The sequence below is a fragment of the Streptomyces albus subsp. albus genome (assembly GCF_000719865.1).
Lineage (GTDB): Bacteria > Actinomycetota > Actinomycetes > Streptomycetales > Streptomycetaceae > Streptomyces > Streptomyces albus_E.
The window spans coordinates 45,003-61,608 of record NZ_JOID01000005.1 but is presented as its reverse complement, the minus strand read 5'-3'; the positions used below and the strand labels follow the sequence as shown (position 1 = coordinate 61,608).

Sequence of the window (16,606 nt, the reverse complement as noted above, 5' to 3'; positions counted from 1 at the left end):
CGGTCTGCTCGGTCCGGGGCCTGGTCAAGACCTACCCGGCCGCCCGCGCCCGCCGCGGCGCCCCGGCCCATCCGGCCGTCCGGGCCAGCGACGGCATCGACCTGACGGTGCGGCGCGGCGAGATCTTCGGCCTGCTCGGGCCCAACGGCGCCGGCAAGTCCACCCTCGTCCGCCAGCTCACCGGGCTCATGCGCCCCGACGCGGGCGAGGTCCGGGTGCTCGGCCACGACCTCGTACGGCATCCCGAGCGCGCCGCCCGGCTCATCGGCTACCTCGGCCAGGAGTCCACGGCCCTCGACGAGCTGACGGTCGCCCTGGCCGCCGAGACCACGGGGCGGCTGCGCGGCCTGGACCGGCGCACCGCCCGCGCCGAGCGGGACGCCGTCCTCGACGAACTCGGCCTGGCCGCGCTCGCCGGCAAGCCGCTGAGCCGGCTCTCCGGCGGGCAGCGGCGGCTCGCCTGCTTCGCCGCCGCGCTCGTCGGCGACCGTCCCCTGCTCGTCCTCGACGAGCCCACCACCGGCATGGACCCGGTGGCGCGGCGCGCCGTCTGGGCCGCCGTGGACCGCCGCCGCGCCGAGCGGGGGGCCACCGTCCTGCTGGTGACGCACAACGTCATGGAGGCCGAGACCGTCCTCCACCGGGTCGCGGTGCTGGAACACGGCCGCGTCATCGCCTGCGACACCCCGGCCGGGCTCAAGGCCCTGGTGGACGGCGAGGTGCGGCTGGAGCTGGTGTGGCGGGACCGGCCGCCGCTGAACGTCCCGGAGGTCGCGGCCGTACGGGAGGGCGCGACGGAGACCGGCCGGCACTGGACGCTGCGGCTTCCGCAGGAGCGGGCCCGGGCGCTGGTCGCCGCCGTCACCGGCGGCCCGGCGTTCGCGGCGCTCGACGATTTCACGCTGGCCACCCCGAGCCTGGAGGATGTGTATCTCGCGCTCGGCGGAAACGGCACGGAAGGGCTGGTGAAGGGGTGACCGGCGGCACACGACGGGCCACGGCGGCGGACGGGAGCGGTACGAGGTGAGCGCCGTGTCCGCGCGGGCCGTGCCCGGCGCGGCCCCCGCCACCGCGGCCGGAGCGCCCGGGTCCGGAACGCCCGGTGCGGAGCGGGCGCCGCTCGCGCCCCGCGCGCGGCTGCTGCCCGCGCTGGCCGCGGTCTACCGGGCGCAGCTCTCGCGGGCCCGGGTGGCCCGGATTCCGCTGCTGTTCGTGGCGACCTTCCAGTCGCTGGGGATCATGGTGCTGATGCGCGGCATCGTCCACAGCGGCGAGGAGGCGCGGGCCGTGGTGGCCGGGTCGAGCGTCCTGGTTGTCGCCTTCGTCGGGCTCAATCTGCTCGCCCAGTACTTCGGGCGGCTGCGGGCCGGCGGTGGGCTGGACCACTACGCCACGCTGCCGGTGCCGCCCGCCGCCGTGGTGCTGGGGGCCGCCGGGGCGTACGCCTCGTTCACGGTGCCCGGGACGGTCTTCGTCGCCGTGGCCGGCAGTGTGATGTTCCAGCTTCCGATGGGACAGCTGTGGGTTCTCGCCGCGGTGATCCCGTTGGCCGGCGCCGCGCTGGCCGGTCTGGGCGCGGCGCTCGGGCTGCTGGCGCCCCGGCAGGAGATCGCCACGCTGCTGGGGCAGCTGGGCATGTCGGCGGCGCTGCTGCTGGGTGTGCTGCCCGCGTCGCGGCTGCCTGAGCCGGTCGCCTGGGCCCGGGACCTGCTGCCCTCCACCTACGGGGTGGAGGCGCTGGCCCGGGCCTTCGAGACCCGTCCCGACTGGACCGCCCTGGGGCTCGATCTCGCCGTCTGCGCCGGGGTGGGCGTGGTCTCGCTGGCCGCGGCGACCTGGGCCTACCGCAGGGCGGCGCTGCGGTGAGCCGCCCCGACGGCCCTCCGGTGCGGGGGAGCCGGTACGGCACCTGGCACGATGGCGGGGTGACCGCACCGCTGACACCGCCGCCCCATGGCCGTCCCCCCGAAGACCCCGTGTCGCAGCCGCCCTTCGGCGCCTCCCCGGCTCCGCGTCTCGTCGAGCCCGGGGAACTGCGCAGAGCCGCCCTGGTGGCCCTCGTCGTCGCCGTCACCGGGGCGCTGCTGGGGCTCGCCTGGGTGTGGCTGGCGCCGCGCGTGCCGCTGGTCTCCGACGGCAAGGCCGTCTACCTGGAGAACACCGAGGGCGAGCAGGCGGTCGGCGCGGACGGCACCTTCGTGCTGCTGGGCCTGGCCTTCGGCGCGGTGTGGGCGCTGCTGGTGTTCCTGCTCTTCCGGCGCGGCGGCGTGCCGCTGGTGGTCTCCCTGGCGCTGGGCGGGCTGCTCGGCTCGGTGATCGCCTGGCGGCTGGGCATCGCCCTCGGGCCGACCACGGACGTCGTCGCGCACGCCCGCGAGGTGGGCAAGGGCGTCACCTTCGACGGGCCGCTGCAGTTGCGGGCGAAGGGGGCGCTGCTGGCGTGGCCCACCGCCGCCATGCTCGTCCATCTCGCGCTGACCGGCCTGTTCGGCCCGCGCGACCCCGAACCGCCGCTGCCACCGCTCTGAGCGGGGCGGAGCCGTGCCGGGGCCCCGCGCCGCCCCGGCTCAGGGCCGGGCGATCGGGGCCAGGACGGCGCCGGTGAGGGCGGCGAGATCGGCCGGGGCCAGCTCCACCTCCAGGCCGCGGCGCCCCGCCGAGACGCAGATCGTGGCGTGCTCCGAAGCCGAGGCGTCCAGCACGGTGGGCAGCCGGCGCCGCTGGCCCAGCGGGGAGATGCCGCCGCGGACGTAGCCGGTGGCCCGCTCCGCCGCGGCCGGGTCGGCCATCGCCGCCCGTTTCCCGCCCCTGGCCGCGGCCAGGGCCTTGAGGTCCAGGGAGCCGGACACCGGGACCACGGCGACCGTCAGCGCCCCGTCCACCTCGGCGAGCAGCGTCTTGAAGACCCGGGCCGGCTCCACGCCCATCGCCTCGGCCGCCTCCGCGCCGTAGGAGGCCGCGGCCGGGTCGTGCTCGTAGGCGTGCACCGTGAACGCCGTGCCGGCCTCGGTGAGGGCGACCGTGGCGGGGGTGCCGCCGGCACCGGCCGCCGCCCCGCCGCCCCGCCGCTGCTTCTTCTTCGCCACCGTCTCCGTGCCTCCGTCCGCTGTTCCGCCGCCCGGCACGTCCGCCCGGCCGGCGCTCCGCCGGCTTCTCCGCCGTGCGCGGTTCCCTCAGTTCTGGCTCATCGGCTGCCGGGTCAGATCGACCGCGGGCAGCGAGGGAAGGCTACGGATCACCGCGCTCTCCGCGCGAAGGAGTCTCAGCTCGGCCGCGAGCCGGGTGGCGGTGTCGGGCGCCTCCAGCAGCCGCTGCTTGGCCGGGGTGTCGAGCACCGCCGCCGCGGCGACCAGGTACGACAGCACGGACGGCTCCCCGGGCAGCTCCTGCTCGCCCGCCAGCGACCGCTCGCTCGCCCCGGCCAGCCGCTTCTGGTACGTGCGGAACGCCCGGACCACCCCGGAGGCCAGCGCGCCCGCGCCCTCGCCCGCAGCTTCCGGCAGCTCCTCGCACTCGCCGGTCAGATACGGGCCGGAGGCGTCGACGGAGTGCAGCCGGACCCGGGTGGTGCCGGTGGCCAGCACCTCGTAGCCGCCGTCCTCCTTCTCGCGGATGGTCGCCGCGTCGGCGACACAGCCCACGGAGTGGAAGGCGGCGAGCGGGTCGCCGCCGAAGCCCGCGCCGGCGCCGCGCTCCGGCAGCACGGTGGCGTCCGGCAGCCCCGGTACGGAAGGCGCCGTCTCGTGACCGTCGCGGATGGCGACGACGACGAAGCGCCGCGCGTCCTCGTCGAGTTTCAGCAGGTCGCGCATGAGGGCCCGGTACCGCTGCTCGAAGACGTTGAGCGGCAGGACGAGGCCCGGGAAGAGCACCGTGTTGAGCGGGAAGAGCGGAAGGCGCGCGATGGTCACAACGGACAAGCCTACTGGCCGGGCGGCACCGCCCGGTGGCCGCGCCGCCACAGGGGCATGCCGGCGGCCACCTGGAGCCGGGTGCCGTCGCGCGTCTCCAGGAACTGGCCCAGCGGGTCGTCGGAGACGGCGGTCCACGGGAAGGCCGTGGCGTGCGGGCCGATGAGCCGGAACTGGTGGAGGGCGTCGGCCCAGCGGCCGCGGATGATCAGCACCAGGGCGAGGACGTTGCGGACCTCGGCGGGCCACGGGTCGCCGGGGGCGTAGCGGGCGGACATGCCGATGGCGAGTTCGACGGCGGCGTCGACCCGGCCCGGGGAGGCGATCTCCGCCAGGTCCGCGGACTCCGCGGCCGCGAGCCGGGCCGGGCCGGTGCCCCCGGTCCGCGGCCCGCCCGCCGGGGCCGCGTGGGCGAGGAGGGCCCGGGCCGGGAGGGCCTGGAGCAGGGAGCCGGGGAGCGCGGCCTCGGCGGCCCGCTCCGCGAAGTAGAAGCAGGCGTCGTGGCGGCGGGCGCCGAGAAGGACGTCGCCCTCCTCCCGGTCCGTGTCGTCCGCGCCGACGACGGCGGCCCCCGTGCTCCGGGCGCCTCCCGCGCCCTCCGCGGTGTGCCACCGCCCGCCGTCCGCCGGGTCGGTGGAACGGCAGCGCGCGGTCAGATAGCGCAGCGCCGCCACGTGGCAGCCGCTGTGGTGCGGGGAGCGGACGACGGCCTCCGACCAGAGGGCGTCGAACCCGGCCTGCGGGAGGCCGAGTCCGCGCGCCTGGTCCAGGGCGATCCGCCAGGGCACCGGGTCGTGCGGCGCGGCCGCCGCGGCGGCGCGGATGAGCGGGGTCGCGGCGTGCAGCCACTCCTCGCGATCGGCGCGCGGCCAGGCGCGGCGTACGGCGAGGGCGGCGCGGAGCAGGGCGACGTCGGGGTCGCCCGGGGCCGCGTCGGCCTGCCAGCGGCCGAACCAGCCGGGACGGGAGTGCGCGAAGCGCGCCAGGACGCCGGTGCAGCGGTCGCGGTACTCCCACTCGGCGCCGTCCCGGGTGGCGGCGAACAGGGCGGCGGCGGGCCGGTGGTCGCCCGCTGCTGCGGCGGCGAGCACGCCGGAGAGCCGCTCGTCGGGTGCGTCGAGCACCACCTCGTGGTCGGGAACGAGGCCGGCGGCGAGACTCGAGGCATGGCGGATCATGCGCGCAGTGGTCGTCAGCGCGCGGAAATAGACCATGCTCCCATTGAAAAGCGCAGGTCGTAGCGGTTCCAGCGGTTTACGGTGACGCTTCGGTATCAGAATTTCGGTTGCTTGAGGGATGGTCAACAAGCGGTAAAAAAACCGGAGTTCCGGCTGCCCCGGCGGCCCGGCGGCCGGTCAGTTGCGCCGCAGCAGGCGCGAGGCCCCGGCCGCGACGGTCGTGGCGAGCACCCAGCCGAGCAGGATCATCACCACCGACGCCCACTGGTGGAAGCCCGTCATCCGCCAGGAGGTGTCCTGGCCCAGATTGATCACCGGAAGCAGCAGGTCGAGGGCGTAGATCGCCGGGTCCCAGTGCGGGGCGCCCTCCTCGCTGATGGCCGGCGGCCTGGTCCGGGAGAACAGCAGCGCGCCGGCCGCCCACAGGAAGGCCATCCAGACCGCCGCACGGCCCGGCCGGTAGCCGTACGCCACCGTCCAGTCCTGCAGGAATCCCCACAGCTTCCCTGCCAGCGGCAGGGTTTCGCGGCGCCGCCGCTGCTTGGCGAGCAGCACCTCGCGGGCGTGGGCGTCCTCGCCGCTCGTCCGCAGCGCGTTCGACAACTGCTCGTAGGGTTCGGGGGCGTACTCCGGGGTGGCGGCCGCGACCCACTCCAGCCGCATCGACAGCGGGAACCGGCCGCGAGGGATCAGGCACTCGTACGTGAACCCCGCCATCGACAGACCGCCCGGGCCCGGCCAACTCGACGCCTGGTCCACCAGATTGACCACCTTGGCACCCGACAGGGTCACCCGGCCGCGGTGCGGGCGGTCGCACAGGAAGCGCAGCTCCGGCGTCTGGATGCGTCGCATGGACAGCTCCTGGTCGGCCTCCATGACGAAGCGCGCCTGTTCGAAGTCGACGGCGTCACCGAAGCGCCCGTCGTCCAGCCGCACCCCGCCCACGCATTCGAAACGCTGGAGCCGCACGCCGCTCCCGGGCGTGTTGACGATCCCGTACGGCGGTGTGGTGCCGGTGGCGAACGGTGAGCTGCTGAGCCCGGCGGCGGTCAGGTAGAGCGTGCGCTCGACGGTGAGCTGGGGGGCGTTGAGCGCCCGCCGTCCGTGCGGATTGCGCAGCTTGCTGCCGCGCAGGCTGAGCGAGACGCCGATCTGCGCGCCGCGCAGGCTCAGCTCGCCGTGCGACTCGATCAGCTCCGCCTGGAGGTCCTGGCCGACGGAGATGCCGTCGGCGACGATCGAGCGGCCCCGGCGGTCGCGTTCCACGGTGATCTGGTTGAGCAGCAGATCGGTGCCGATCTGGGCGTCGGTGAGCCGGATGCCGTGGGGCACGGTGCAGCGCGGCAGATGCAGATCCCCCTCGGTCTGCAGCCGCGCGCCCTCCAGCCGGGGTATCCGGCAGCCCACCAGCCGCAGCGTGGTGAAACGGGACTCCGGCAGCAGGATCTCCTTCTCGAAACGGCAGCCGTGCATCTCGACGTACGGATCGACGGTGCCGCCGGCCAGGTCCAGGACGCCGGTGACGTAGGCCCCGTTCAGCTTGAGCGCGGTCACCCGCCCCGGCTGCGGCGGCGGGCCGTCCAGCAATAACAGCGCCAGCACGCGGGCGCGCACGGTGCGGTCGGGACCCCAGCGGTGCTGCCCGTCCGGATCGTCGTGGAGCGGATTCCTGGTGCGCAGATCGTGCGTGCTGCCGTTGCGGAACGCCTGCCACATCCCCCACTCCGCCGGGGTCAGTTCAAGAGATGCCGGCGGCTCGCCGTCCCCTGGCACGGTCACTCGCCCGTCCTCCTCCGTCGTGCACGGCCGTCCCGGCCCGTACAGCTGTCCCATGCCCGCTGGGTAACCGTATGAAAGCCGATGGTCACGAGTGACTCCGGGGTCCCGTATCAGCGAGTGATACGGCTGCCCGGTCCGCGTGCCGGGTCTGAGACACTTGACCTCGTGATCTCCCGAATCGATCTGCGCGGCGACGCCCTCCCCGAGGGGGCCGCCCTGCGCGACCTGCTGCCACGAGCCGAGTTCGACGTCGAGGCCGCCCTGGAGAAGGTGCGGCCGATCTGCGACGACGTGCGCCATCGGGGCTCGGCCGCGGTGATCGACTTCAACCGGCGGTTCGACGGTGTCACCCCCGACCGGACCAGAGTCCCCGCCGAGGCCCTCGCCCGGGCCCTGGAGGAGCTGGACCCGGCCGTCCGCGCCGCGCTGGAGGAGTCGATCCGCCGCGCCCGGCTCGTCCACCGCGACCAGCGCCGCACCGACCACACCACGCAGGTCGTGCCGGGCGGCAGCGTCACCGAGCGCTGGGTGCCCGTCGAGCGCGTGGGCCTGTACGTGCCGGGCGGCCTCGCCGTCTACCCGTCATCCGTTGTGATGAATGTGGTGCCCGCGCAGGAGGCGGGCGTCGAGGGCATCGCCGTCAGCTCCCCGCCGCAGGCGGCCTTCGGCGGCCTGCCGCACCCGACGATCCTCGCCGCCTGCGCCCTGCTGGGCGTGGCGGAGGTGCACGCCGCGGGCGGCGCCCAGGCCATCGCCATGTTCGCCTACGGCACCGACGAGTGCCTGCCGGTGAATCTCGTCACCGGCCCCGGCAACATCTACGTCGCCGCGGCGAAGCGGCTGCTCAAGGGCCGGATCGGCATCGACGCCGAGGCCGGGCCGACCGAGATCGCCGTCCTGGCCGACGCCGGGGCCGACCCGGTGCACGTCGCCGCCGACCTGATCAGCCAGGCCGAGCACGACACCCTCGCCGCCTCCGTCCTCGTCACCGACTCCGCGGAGCTGGCCGAGGCCGTGGAGGCCGAGCTGAAGACGCAGGTCGCCGCGACGAAGCACGTGGAGCGGGTCACCGCGGCCCTGGCCGGCCGGCAGTCCGCCATCGTGCTGGTCGACGGCATGGACGAGGGCCTGCGCGTGGTCGACGCCTACGCCGCCGAGCACCTGGAGATCCAGACGGCCGACGCGGCGGCCCTCGCCGCCCGGGTCCGCAACGCCGGCGCGATCTTCGTCGGCCCGTACGCCCCGGTCTCGCTCGGCGACTACAGCGCCGGCTCCAACCACGTCCTGCCCACCGGCGGCTGCGCCTGCCACTCCTCGGGGCTGTCGGTGCAGTCCTTCCTGCGCGGCATCCACGTCGTGGACTACAGCCGCGAGGCGCTCGCGGAGGTCGCCCACCACGTCGTCACCCTCGCCGAGGCGGAGGACCTGCCGGCGCACGGGGCCGCGATCACGGCCCGCTTCCCCGGCGGGCCGGGGGCGGACGGAGGGCCCGGGAGCAAGTGAGCGTGAACACCCCGGCACCCTGGGACGCCCTGCCCATCCGGGACGAACTGCGCGGTCAGTCCGCCTACGGCGCCCCCCAGCTCGACGTGCCCGTCCGGCTCAACACCAACGAGAACCCGTACCCGCTGCCCGAGCCGGTCGTGCGGCGCATCACCGAGCGCGTCACCGAGGCGGCCCGCACCCTCAACCGCTACCCGGACCGGGACGCGGCCGAACTCCGCACCGAACTGGCGCGGTACCTCACCCGCACCTGCGGGCACGAGGTCACGCGCGAGCAGGTGTGGGCGGCCAACGGCTCCAACGAGGTGCTGCAGCAGCTGCTGCAGGCCTTCGGCGGCCCCGGCCGCACGGCCATCGGCTTCGAGCCCTCCTACTCGATGCACGCCCTCATCGCGCGCGGCACCGGCACCGGCTGGATCTCCGGCCCCCGCCACGCCGACTTCCGCATCGACGTGGAGGGCGCCCGCGCGGCCATCGCCGAGCACCGGCCCGACGTCGTCTTCATCACCTCCCCGAACAACCCGACCGGCACCGCCGTCGAGGCGGAGACCGTCCTCGCCCTGTACGAGGCGGCCCAGGCAGCGAAGCCGACGCTGGTCGTCGTCGACGAGGCGTACGGCGAGTTCAGCCACCGCCCCTCGCTGCTGCCGCTGATCGAGGGCCGGCCGCTGCTGGTGATCAGCCGCACCATGTCGAAGGCCTTCGGCGCGGCCGGGCTCCGGCTCGGCTACCTCGCCGCCGACCCGGCCGTCGTCGGCGCCGTCCAGCTCGTGCGGCTGCCGTACCACCTCTCGGCCGTCACCCAGGCCACCGCGCTCGCCGCGCTGGAACACACCGACACCCTGCTCGGTTACGTGGAACAGCTGAAGTCGGAACGGGACCGCCTGGTTACGGAGTTGCGCGCGGCCGGCTGTGAAGTGACCGACTCGGACGCCAACTTCGTCCAGTTCGGCCGCTTCGACGACGCCCACAAGACCTGGCGGGCCCTGCTGGAGCAGGGCGTCCTGGTCCGCGACAACGGCGTGCCCGGATGGCTGCGCGTCACCGCCGGAACCCCGGCCGAGAACGACGCCTTCCTCGACGCGGTCCGCGCCGTGCTGCACCGCCCGGGGACCGCACCAGACCCCCGGAGCACCGGGAACCCCACCAAGGAGACGAACCGATGACCCGCGTGGGCCGCGTGGAGCGCACCACCAAGGAGACCAGCGTCCTCGTCGAGATCGACCTGGACGGCACCGGCAAGGTCGACGTGTCGACCGGCGTCGGCTTCTACGACCACATGCTCGACCAGCTCGGCCGGCACGGCCTCTTCGACCTCACGGTGAAGACCGAGGGCGATCTGCACATCGACAGCCACCACACCATCGAGGACACCGCGCTGGCGCTCGGCGCCGCCTTCCGGAAGGCCCTCGGCGACAAGGTCGGCATCTACCGCTTCGGCAACTGCACCGTCCCGCTGGACGAATCGCTCGCCCAGGTCACCGTCGACCTCTCCGGCCGCCCGTACCTCGTGCACACCGAGCCCGAGAAGATGGCGCCGATGATCGGCGAGTACGACACCACGATGACCCGGCACATCCTGGAGTCCTTCGTGGCCCAGGCGCAGATCGCCCTGCACGTCCACGTGCCCTACGGGCGCAACGCGCACCACATCGTGGAATGCCAGTTCAAGGCCCTCGCCCGCGCGCTGCGCTACGCCAGCGAACGCGACCCGCGCGCCGCCGGCATCCTGCCGTCCACGAAGGGCGCGCTGTGACGGGGCTGTCCACCGTCCTGATCGTCGTGGGGCTGTTCCTGCTCGGCGGGGTGATCTCCTTCGCCAGGCAGGGGCTGCCCAAGGGCGTGATCGTGCTGCTGGCGATCAGTTCGGCGATGTGCCTGGCGGCGGGCATCATGCGGCTGGAGGGAGTATGGGAATGACCGGCACGGACACCGGCCCCGGCACCGGCCGGGGCACGGGCACCGGCAAGAAGGTCGTCGTCTTCGACTACGGCTTCGGCAACGTTCGCTCCGCGGAGCGCGCCCTCGCCCGGGCCGGCGCCGACGTCGAGATCACCCGCGACTACGACCGCGCCATGAACGCCGACGGACTGCTCGTCCCCGGCGTCGGCGCCTTCGCCGCCTGCATGCAGGGGCTCAAGGAGGCACGCGGCGACTGGGTCGTCGGCCGGCGGCTGGCCGGCGGCCGCCCCGTCCTGGGCATCTGCGTCGGCATGCAGATCCTCTTCGCCCGCGGCATCGAGCACGGCGTCGAGACCGAGGGCCTGGACGAGTGGCCGGGAACCGTCGGCCCGCTGCGCGCCCCCGTCGTCCCGCACATGGGCTGGAACACCGTGAAGGCGGCCGAGGGTTCGCAGGCCTTCGCCGGCCTTGACGAGGACACCCGCTTCTACTTCGTCCACTCCTACGCGGTCGGCCAGTGGGACTTCGAGGCCGGCAACGCCTCCATCCGCCCGCCGAAGGTCAGCTGGACCACGCACGGGGAGCCGTTCGTGGCCGCCGTGGAGAACGGCCCGCTGTGGGCCACCCAGTTCCACCCGGAGAAGTCCGGCGACGCCGGCGCCCAGCTGCTGCGCAACTGGGTCGACACCCTCTGACCCCGGTGCCGCACCGCGCGCGGCGGGGGCCGCCGCCCCGGTGCGGCACCCCGCCACCGCGCACCTCTCCCCGTCCGCCACGACACCGAAGGCACGCCACGCCATGACCACGCACCGCCTCGAACTCCTCCCGGCCGTCGACGTCCGCGACGGCCAGGCCGTCCGCCTCGTCCACGGCGAGTCCGGCTCCGAGACGTCCTACGGCGACCCGCTCTCCGCCGCCCTCGCCTGGCAGAAGGCGGGCGCGGAGTGGCTGCACCTCGTGGACCTCGACGCGGCCTTCGGCACCGGCGACAACCGCGAGAAGATCGCCGAGGTCGCCCGCTCCATGGACATCAAGGTCGAGCTGTCCGGCGGCATCCGCGACGACGCCACCCTGGCCGCCGCCCTCGCCACCGGCTGCACCCGCGTCAACCTCGGCACCGCCGCCCTGGAGACCCCCGAGTGGGTCGCCAAGGTCATCGCCGAGCACGGCGACCGGATCGCCGTCGGCCTCGACGTCCGCGGCACCACCCTCCGCGGCCGCGGCTGGACCCGCGACGGCGGCGACCTCTACGAGACCCTGGCCCGGCTCGACTCCGAGGGCTGCGCCCGCTACGTCGTCACCGACATCGCCAAGGACGGCACCCTCCAGGGCCCCAACCTGGAACTGCTGCGGAACGTCTGCGCCGCCACCGACAAGCCCGTCGTCGCCTCCGGAGGCGTCTCCTCCCTGGACGACCTGCGGGCCATCGCGGCTCTGGTGCCGGAGGGTGTCGAGGGCGCCATCGTGGGCAAGGCCCTCTACGCCAAGGCGTTCACGCTGGAGGAGGCGCTCGCCGCGGTGTCGTGAGCGGTGACCGGCCGCGGCGCGCACCGCACCGCACCCACAGCACTGCCGCGGCCGGGGCGTACCGCCCGCCCGTTCGTCCGCCCGATACCGTCCCCGCCCGCCCCGCCCGCCCCGCCCGCGCAGCTTCGAGGAGCAGAACCGATGCCGATGCCCGGATCCGGACCGTCCGACGCCACACCGCCCTCCATACAGCGCGTGCAGACCGACAGCCCCTGGGAGGAGTCGATCGGTTTCGCGCGGGCCGTCGCGGCGGGGGACCGGGTGCTGGTCTCCGGCACCATGCCGCTCGTCGCGGGCGATCTGGTCGGCGAGGGCGACCCGTACGAGCAGGCGCGGACGGCCTTCCGCAACGCGCTCGACGCGCTGGCGCGGTTCGGCCTCGGCGCCGAGTCCGTGATCCGCACCCGCATGTATCTGACCCACGCCCGCGACGTGGAGGCGGTCGGCCGCGCCCACCAGGAGCTGTTCGGCGCCGTGCGGCCGGCCGCGACCCTCGTCGTGGTCTCCGGCTTCGTCGACTCCCGGGTGCTGGTCGAGGTGGAGCTGGAGGCGTTCCGCGGCGACGACCGCTCCGGGCCGGCCGGCGCCGCGGCCCCCGCGTAGGACGTATCCGCGCAGAACCACCCCGCACAGACCGAAGAACGAGAAGGAGACCGAGCGACATGACCCTGGCGGTCCGAGTCATCCCCTGCCTGGACGTGGACGGCGGCCGGGTCGTGAAGGGCGTCAACTTCCAGAACCTGCGCGACGCGGGCGACCCCGTCGAGATGGCCAAGCTGTACGACGCCGAGGGCGCCGACGAGCTGACCTTCCTCGACATCACCGCCTCCTCGGGCGACCGCGAGACCACCTACGACGTGGTCCGGCGCACCGCCGAGCAGGTCTTCATCCCGCTCACCGTCGGCGGCGGCGTCCGCTCCACGGAGGATGTCGACAAGCTGCTGCGCGCCGGGGCGGACAAGGTCGGCGTCAACACGGCGGCGATCGCCCGCCCCGAGCTGATCCGGGAGATCTCCGAGCGCTTCGGCAGCCAGGTGCTCGTCCTCTCCGTCGACGCCCGCCGCTGCCCGGAGGGCACCACCACCGCCTCCGGCTACGAGGTCACCACCCACGGCGGGCGGCGCGGCACCGGCATCGACGCCGTCGAATGGGCCCACCGGGCGGCCGAGTTGGGCGCCGGCGAGATCCTGCTGAACTCGATGGACGCCGACGGCACCAAGGACGGCTACGACACCGAGATGATCAAGGCCGTGCGCGCGGAGGTCACCATCCCCGTGATCGCCTCCGGCGGCGCGGGCAAGCTGTCCGACTTCGCCCCGGCGGTCGCCGCCGGCGCGGACGCGGTCCTGGCCGCCTCGGTGTTCCACTTCGGCGACCTCCGCATCGGCGAGGTCAAGAACGCCCTGCGGGACGCGGGCCACCCGGTCCGCTGAGAGGCCGGGCCGCCGGGGCCGCGGACGCACTCTTGGCGTCCAGCGCGCGGAGGATACGGGCCAGGTCGGCCGGGGCCGCCGCGAGGCGGACCCGTCGGCCCGCGTCGTCGAGTTCGGCGATGTGCCAGCTTCGGGGGACGACCTCGCTGTCGTCGCCCCGGACCCGGCGCACTTCCCCGACGGTGAGCCGCCCCACCGGTATCGGTCTCGCCGCGAACCGGCCCGGGCCGGAGTGGGGCGTCACCGCGGGCGGGCCGCCGCCCAGCACGATGTGGTTGCCGAAGCGGTGCGGGTTGTAGTCGGTCTCCTCCAGGAAGCGGGCCCGCAGGAAGACTTCCCCCTCGCCCTCCTCTTCCCCCGCGGACTGCCCGGCCGCACCGGCCTCTCCGGGACCGCGCACCCTGGTGGCGCGCCAGGCGAGGACGAGGAGTCCCAGTGTGACGAGCGAGCCCGCGGCTGCCCACGTGACCGCCACCGAAGAGGTGAACAGCGTCGTGGGGTGGAGGTAGCAGAGCGGCAGCAGCCACAGCGCCGTACCGGCGAGCGCGCCCACGAACGGAAGCGCCGACGGCAGCACTTCGTCATCGGGTAGCCGCCGCCCGCGCAGCCGCAGCAGCACCCGGGCCCCGGGGTAGCCCGCGGTGAGGACGAGCACGGCTGCGAAGACGGCCACGTCACCGGCGGGGATGACGCGCTTGCGCCACACATGGCGCTCCCCGGCGACCTCCATCACCTCGCGGCGCCAGACGGTCAGTTCGACGCCGTCGCCGGGCCGGAACGCCTGTGCGGCCTCTTCCGAAACCGGGAGCCGCTCCAGCGGCCGGCCGTCGCTGAAATACAGATGGCTGGGCTGCCTGGGCCCGTTGACCTCGGTCCGCTCGATCACGGCCGGCAGGGTGGAAAGGCAGTCCGCCCGCGGCTCCGCGGTGGAGGCTTCCACGGCGCACGGAACGGCCGACCGCCACGCCCGCATCTCCGACGCGGTGCCCGGTACGAACGACGCGGCCACGCCCGCGCCGGCGAGCAGCAGGACGCACAGGATCAGCGACCCGGCCCAGCCGCGCCCGGCGGTGCGGGACGAGACCACGGGCAGATGGTCCGACTCCGGGGCCCCGTAGCGGCGGTGCAGCGCGCGGAGCGCGTCCAGTTTCGCGTCGAACTCCAGGTCGGGGGCGGCACCGCTGCTCGGCAGCGGAAGCAGCCTCTTGCGTCCGTCGCGCAGCACCAGGCCGACGCGGCGGATCTCCTGGGAGTGGAACGCCCCCGCGGACTGGAGCTGTACCCGCAGGTCGGCGATGTCGCGCCACGGCACGCTCCGGTGGCGCAGCAGCGTCCTGAAGTGCAAGCCGTGGGCGTCACCGCGCACTTCGGCGCTGACCCCGCGGACCGAGGCGAAGCCCACCAGTGCGAAGAACAGGCCGAGGCCCAGCCACACGTCCAGGAAAGTGCCCCGGGAGGCCGCTCGTGCCAGGGCCAGGAGGGCCCCGGCCACCCCGAGGCCGAGGAAGAAGAACCCCAGGGCGCGGCGGTAGGGCGAACGGCAGATCACTTCCGGTGCGGTGGTCATGCGGGGAAGCGTGCCATCAGCCGCGCCGCGCGTTCTTGTCCGGTGTACGGCAGCGTTCCGGCCCGGGATGTTGCCGCCTTGCCCGTCAGCCGGGTTCCGGAGCAACGGGATCCGGCCGACGGCGGGCCCATGGCGCTCGGCCACGGCGCAATGCAGGTCGTACCGCGACCGGGCCGACGCCCGCGCCGAGATGACACAGTGGACGAATGACCGGTGGAGAGCAGGCTCGGCACGGCAGCCCGCAGCGCTACGCGGAAGCGTTCCTGCGGGCCGCCCGGCCCGCCCTGGAAACCTTCCTGGTCTGCCGGGGCGCGCGGCTGGAGTCACTGGACATCGAGTACTTGACGGAGGACGGGGACGAGGAGAACGCCGTCCGCGCCGTCTGCGCGGTGGCCGCCGTCACCTTCCGCGGCCGCCGCTTCTCCTACCGGCGGGGTATCTGGCCCCCGGCCCACCCGGCGCCCACGACCGCCGCGATCTACGCGACGGTCCTGGAGGAACGGCTGCTGACCCGTCCGCGTCCCCCGCGCGTCTCCGGGACGGACGCGGCGATCGAACCACCAGTCGCACTGTGAGGCGGCGGCCCCGTGGGCAGGGCTGCTCGCGTCCGCCGTCCGTTGGGCAGCCGTCGCCAGGCGGGCCGGGGCGGCGCTCAGGCGCGCAGATGCGCCGCCTGTGCGGTGAAGGCCGTCCACGCGTCAGGGGAAACGACCAGCGGGTGGCGCTCGGTGTCCTTGGAGTCCCGGACAAGGACGGCTTCGGGACGTATGGCGACCTCGACGCAGTTGTCGCCGCCGCCGCCGCTGTAGCTGCTCTTGAACCACACCAGTTCAGCCGTGTTCATAGCGCTCCTCGAATCTGCTCCAGCAGGCTCGTGGTGGCCTGTCGGCTCAGAGCCTGTGCGCGCATCTTGCCATAGCGCTGAAGCATCGAACTGGCTGCTTTCGGGTCGGTGATGAGGGCGCTGCTGTCGTGGCCCTCGACGTAGCCGATCCACCGGTTCTCGACTGTCTCCGCCAGATACATCGGCCCTTCGAAGCCGGAGTGATCCTCCTGCTCAAGCGGCATGACCTGGATGTCCACGTTCCGCAGGCGTCCCTGCTCGAGAAGATGGTCGATCAGTGCCCTCGTGACGTCGGTACCGCCCAGACGGCGCGTCAGCAGAGCCTGCTCGATGATGAAGCTGAACGTCGTGTTCGGCCGTTCGGCGAAGAGCCGCTGTCTGGACAGCCGGGCTGTCACCTGGCGCTCGAACTGCTCTTCCGTGAGCGGCGGCAGGCGGCGTTCGAAGATCTGCCGGATGTACGGCTCGGGCTGCAGCAGTCCCGGAACGACCCGGCACTCATAGGCATACAACGACACCGCCTCCTCCTCGATCCCGGCCCACTGCCGGAACCAGGAGGCGAGTCCTGCCTTGCGGGTGAGGCTGCGAGCCGCCGCGCCCAGGACGCGGGCCGCCATCGGGCCCAGCACATCCTCCGAGCGGTCGACGAGATTGAGGGGCGGGAACCGCTTGCCCTGCTCGATCTTGGCGATGTACGGCTGGGAGAACTGCACCCGGGGCGCGAACTCCTCCTGCGTCAGCCGCGCTTCCTCCCGCAGCGCCTTCAGCACCGCGCCGAAGGTCTTGAGGCTGTCGGACACCTCGGGCTCACCGTTCGCACAGCCGCGGCCCTCACCGCCGGTACCTCCGCGCCCGTTCCCGCCGCCCCCGTTGTTCGCTGCCATCGCCGCTCCGCCTTTCCGCCGCGCTCCCGCGCCACTCTCGGTGCGTCGATCGTCACGCAGCGGCATGGCTCCAGTCCA

General features: G+C 74.1%; 18 protein-coding genes and 1 pseudogene. 12 read left to right on the top strand and 7 right to left on the bottom strand.

The genetic code is table 11. The annotated features are described in order from the left end of the window. Window positions 1-101: 101 nt before the first annotated feature. The 3 genes and pseudogenes from IF83_RS0105890 to IF83_RS0105880 all read left to right on the top strand — a co-directional run. Window positions 102-977: pseudogene (locus IF83_RS0105890) on the top strand (ABC transporter ATP-binding protein); the annotation flags it as partial. Window positions 978-1,032: 55 nt separating this feature from the next. Beyond that, complete coding sequence (locus tag IF83_RS0105885) at window positions 1,033-1,866, top strand: ABC transporter permease (RefSeq protein ID WP_394297301.1); 834 nt, start codon at window positions 1,033-1,035, stop codon at window positions 1,864-1,866. Between the two features lie 59 nt (window positions 1,867-1,925). Beyond that, window positions 1,926-2,528 (top strand): hypothetical protein, encoded by a 603-nt coding sequence (locus IF83_RS0105880; protein ID WP_030542957.1) that lies wholly within the window; start codon window positions 1,926-1,928, stop codon window positions 2,526-2,528. 39 nt (window positions 2,529-2,567) lie between these two features. On the opposite strand, the gene ybaK is transcribed toward IF83_RS0105880, so the two are convergent. From ybaK to IF83_RS0105860, 4 genes are all read right to left on the bottom strand, one after another. Then, window positions 2,568-3,086: a Cys-tRNA(Pro) deacylase gene (gene ybaK / locus IF83_RS0105875; RefSeq protein ID WP_030542956.1), complete on the bottom strand. Its 519-nt coding sequence runs from the start codon at window positions 3,084-3,086 to the stop codon at window positions 2,568-2,570. An 87-nt stretch (window positions 3,087-3,173) separates the two neighbouring features. Continuing rightward, entirely contained in the window at window positions 3,174-3,911 is a 738-nt protein-coding gene (locus IF83_RS0105870; RefSeq protein WP_030542955.1) for an LON peptidase substrate-binding domain-containing protein, read from the bottom strand. Between the two features lie 11 nt (window positions 3,912-3,922). After that, window positions 3,923-5,125 carry a hypothetical protein gene (locus IF83_RS0105865; RefSeq protein ID WP_030542954.1) on the bottom strand — a complete coding sequence of 401 codons (1,203 nt, stop codon included), beginning with the start codon at window positions 5,123-5,125 and terminating at the stop codon, window positions 3,923-3,925. A gap of 141 nt (window positions 5,126-5,266) precedes the next feature. Next, a complete protein-coding gene (locus tag IF83_RS0105860; protein ID WP_030542953.1) occupies window positions 5,267-6,868 on the bottom strand; it encodes a hypothetical protein in 1,602 nt (533 codons plus the stop codon). 165 nt (window positions 6,869-7,033) lie between these two features. On the opposite strand from IF83_RS0105860, the gene hisD reads away from it, so the two are divergent. From hisD to hisF, 8 genes are all read left to right on the top strand, one after another. Then, window positions 7,034-8,371 (top strand): histidinol dehydrogenase, encoded by a 1,338-nt coding sequence (gene hisD, locus IF83_RS0105855; protein ID WP_051722488.1) that lies wholly within the window; start codon window positions 7,034-7,036, stop codon window positions 8,369-8,371. Between the two features lie 2 nt (window positions 8,372-8,373). After that, the gene (locus IF83_RS0105850) at window positions 8,374-9,537 is read left to right on the top strand and encodes a histidinol-phosphate transaminase (RefSeq protein ID WP_078843202.1); all 1,164 of its coding nucleotides are present in this window, start codon (window positions 8,374-8,376) and stop codon (window positions 9,535-9,537) included. Next, complete coding sequence (gene hisB / locus IF83_RS0105845; protein WP_030542950.1) at window positions 9,534-10,127, top strand: imidazoleglycerol-phosphate dehydratase HisB; 594 nt, start codon at window positions 9,534-9,536, stop codon at window positions 10,125-10,127. Before IF83_RS0105850 ends, hisB begins: the two co-directional genes overlap by 4 nt. After that, window positions 10,124-10,291, top strand: coding sequence for a hypothetical protein (locus tag IF83_RS34020; protein ID WP_030542949.1), 168 nt, complete (start codon window positions 10,124-10,126; stop codon window positions 10,289-10,291). The genes hisB and IF83_RS34020 overlap by 4 nt, the downstream gene beginning before the upstream one ends. Then, complete coding sequence (hisH, locus tag IF83_RS0105835) at window positions 10,288-10,968, top strand: imidazole glycerol phosphate synthase subunit HisH (RefSeq protein ID WP_051722487.1); 681 nt, start codon at window positions 10,288-10,290, stop codon at window positions 10,966-10,968. The genes IF83_RS34020 and hisH overlap by 4 nt, the downstream gene beginning before the upstream one ends. Window positions 10,969-11,071: 103 nt before the next feature. Next, window positions 11,072-11,800: a bifunctional 1-(5-phosphoribosyl)-5-((5-phosphoribosylamino)methylideneamino)imidazole-4-carboxamide isomerase/phosphoribosylanthranilate isomerase PriA gene (priA, locus tag IF83_RS0105830; RefSeq protein WP_030542947.1), complete on the top strand. Its 729-nt coding sequence runs from the start codon at window positions 11,072-11,074 to the stop codon at window positions 11,798-11,800. A 141-nt stretch (window positions 11,801-11,941) separates the two neighbouring features. Further along, complete coding sequence (locus IF83_RS0105825; protein ID WP_244176873.1) at window positions 11,942-12,403, top strand: RidA family protein; 462 nt, start codon at window positions 11,942-11,944, stop codon at window positions 12,401-12,403. Between the two features lie 59 nt (window positions 12,404-12,462). Beyond that, complete coding sequence (hisF, locus tag IF83_RS0105820) at window positions 12,463-13,233, top strand: imidazole glycerol phosphate synthase subunit HisF (RefSeq protein WP_030542945.1); 771 nt, start codon at window positions 12,463-12,465, stop codon at window positions 13,231-13,233. Here the strand turns inward: hisF and IF83_RS0105815 are convergent. Continuing rightward, window positions 13,193-14,800, bottom strand: a complete 1,608-nt coding sequence (locus IF83_RS0105815) for a PH domain-containing protein (protein ID WP_037678847.1) — start codon at window positions 14,798-14,800, stop codon at window positions 13,193-13,195. The two genes, hisF and IF83_RS0105815, sit on opposite strands and share 41 nt — an antisense overlap. A gap of 206 nt (window positions 14,801-15,006) precedes the next feature. Here IF83_RS0105815 and IF83_RS32955 point away from each other — a divergent pair, with 206 nt between their 5' ends. Continuing rightward, window positions 15,007-15,375, top strand: a complete 369-nt coding sequence (locus IF83_RS32955) for a hypothetical protein (RefSeq protein WP_030542943.1) — start codon at window positions 15,007-15,009, stop codon at window positions 15,373-15,375. A 77-nt stretch (window positions 15,376-15,452) separates the two neighbouring features. Here the strand turns inward: IF83_RS32955 and IF83_RS0105805 are convergent, their stop codons facing one another. After that, on the bottom strand, window positions 15,453-15,644 hold the full coding sequence (locus tag IF83_RS0105805) for a DUF397 domain-containing protein (RefSeq protein ID WP_030542942.1): 192 nt from the start codon (window positions 15,642-15,644) through the stop codon (window positions 15,453-15,455). Further along, window positions 15,641-16,528 carry a helix-turn-helix domain-containing protein gene (locus IF83_RS0105800; RefSeq protein WP_030542941.1) on the bottom strand — a complete coding sequence of 296 codons (888 nt, stop codon included), beginning with the start codon at window positions 16,526-16,528 and terminating at the stop codon, window positions 15,641-15,643. Before IF83_RS0105800 ends, IF83_RS0105805 begins: the two co-directional genes overlap by 4 nt. Window positions 16,529-16,606 lie beyond the last annotated feature (78 nt).

Bases quoted from the DNA above. Each gene is read 5' to 3' on its own strand.
- IF83_RS32955 (WP_030542943.1), top strand. From the start codon at position 15,007: ATGACCGGTGGAGAGCAGGCTCGGCACGGCAGCCCGCAGCGCTACGCG.
- IF83_RS0105805 (WP_030542942.1), bottom strand. From the start codon at position 15,644: ATGAACACGGCTGAACTGGTGTGGTTCAAGAGCAGCTACAGCGGCGGC.
- IF83_RS0105865 (WP_030542954.1), bottom strand. From the start codon at position 5,125: ATGGTCTATTTCCGCGCGCTGACGACCACTGCGCGCATGATCCGCCAT.
- hisH (WP_051722487.1), top strand. From the start codon at position 10,288: ATGACCGGCACGGACACCGGCCCCGGCACCGGCCGGGGCACGGGCACC.
- hisB (WP_030542950.1), top strand. From the start codon at position 9,534: ATGACCCGCGTGGGCCGCGTGGAGCGCACCACCAAGGAGACCAGCGTC.
- IF83_RS0105825 (WP_244176873.1), top strand. From the start codon at position 11,942: ATGCCGATGCCCGGATCCGGACCGTCCGACGCCACACCGCCCTCCATA.
- priA (WP_030542947.1), top strand. From the start codon at position 11,072: ATGACCACGCACCGCCTCGAACTCCTCCCGGCCGTCGACGTCCGCGAC.
- IF83_RS0105815 (WP_037678847.1), bottom strand. From the start codon at position 14,800: ATGACCACCGCACCGGAAGTGATCTGCCGTTCGCCCTACCGCCGCGCC.
- hisF (WP_030542945.1), top strand. From the start codon at position 12,463: ATGACCCTGGCGGTCCGAGTCATCCCCTGCCTGGACGTGGACGGCGGC.
- IF83_RS0105800 (WP_030542941.1), bottom strand. From the start codon at position 16,528: ATGGCAGCGAACAACGGGGGCGGCGGGAACGGGCGCGGAGGTACCGGC.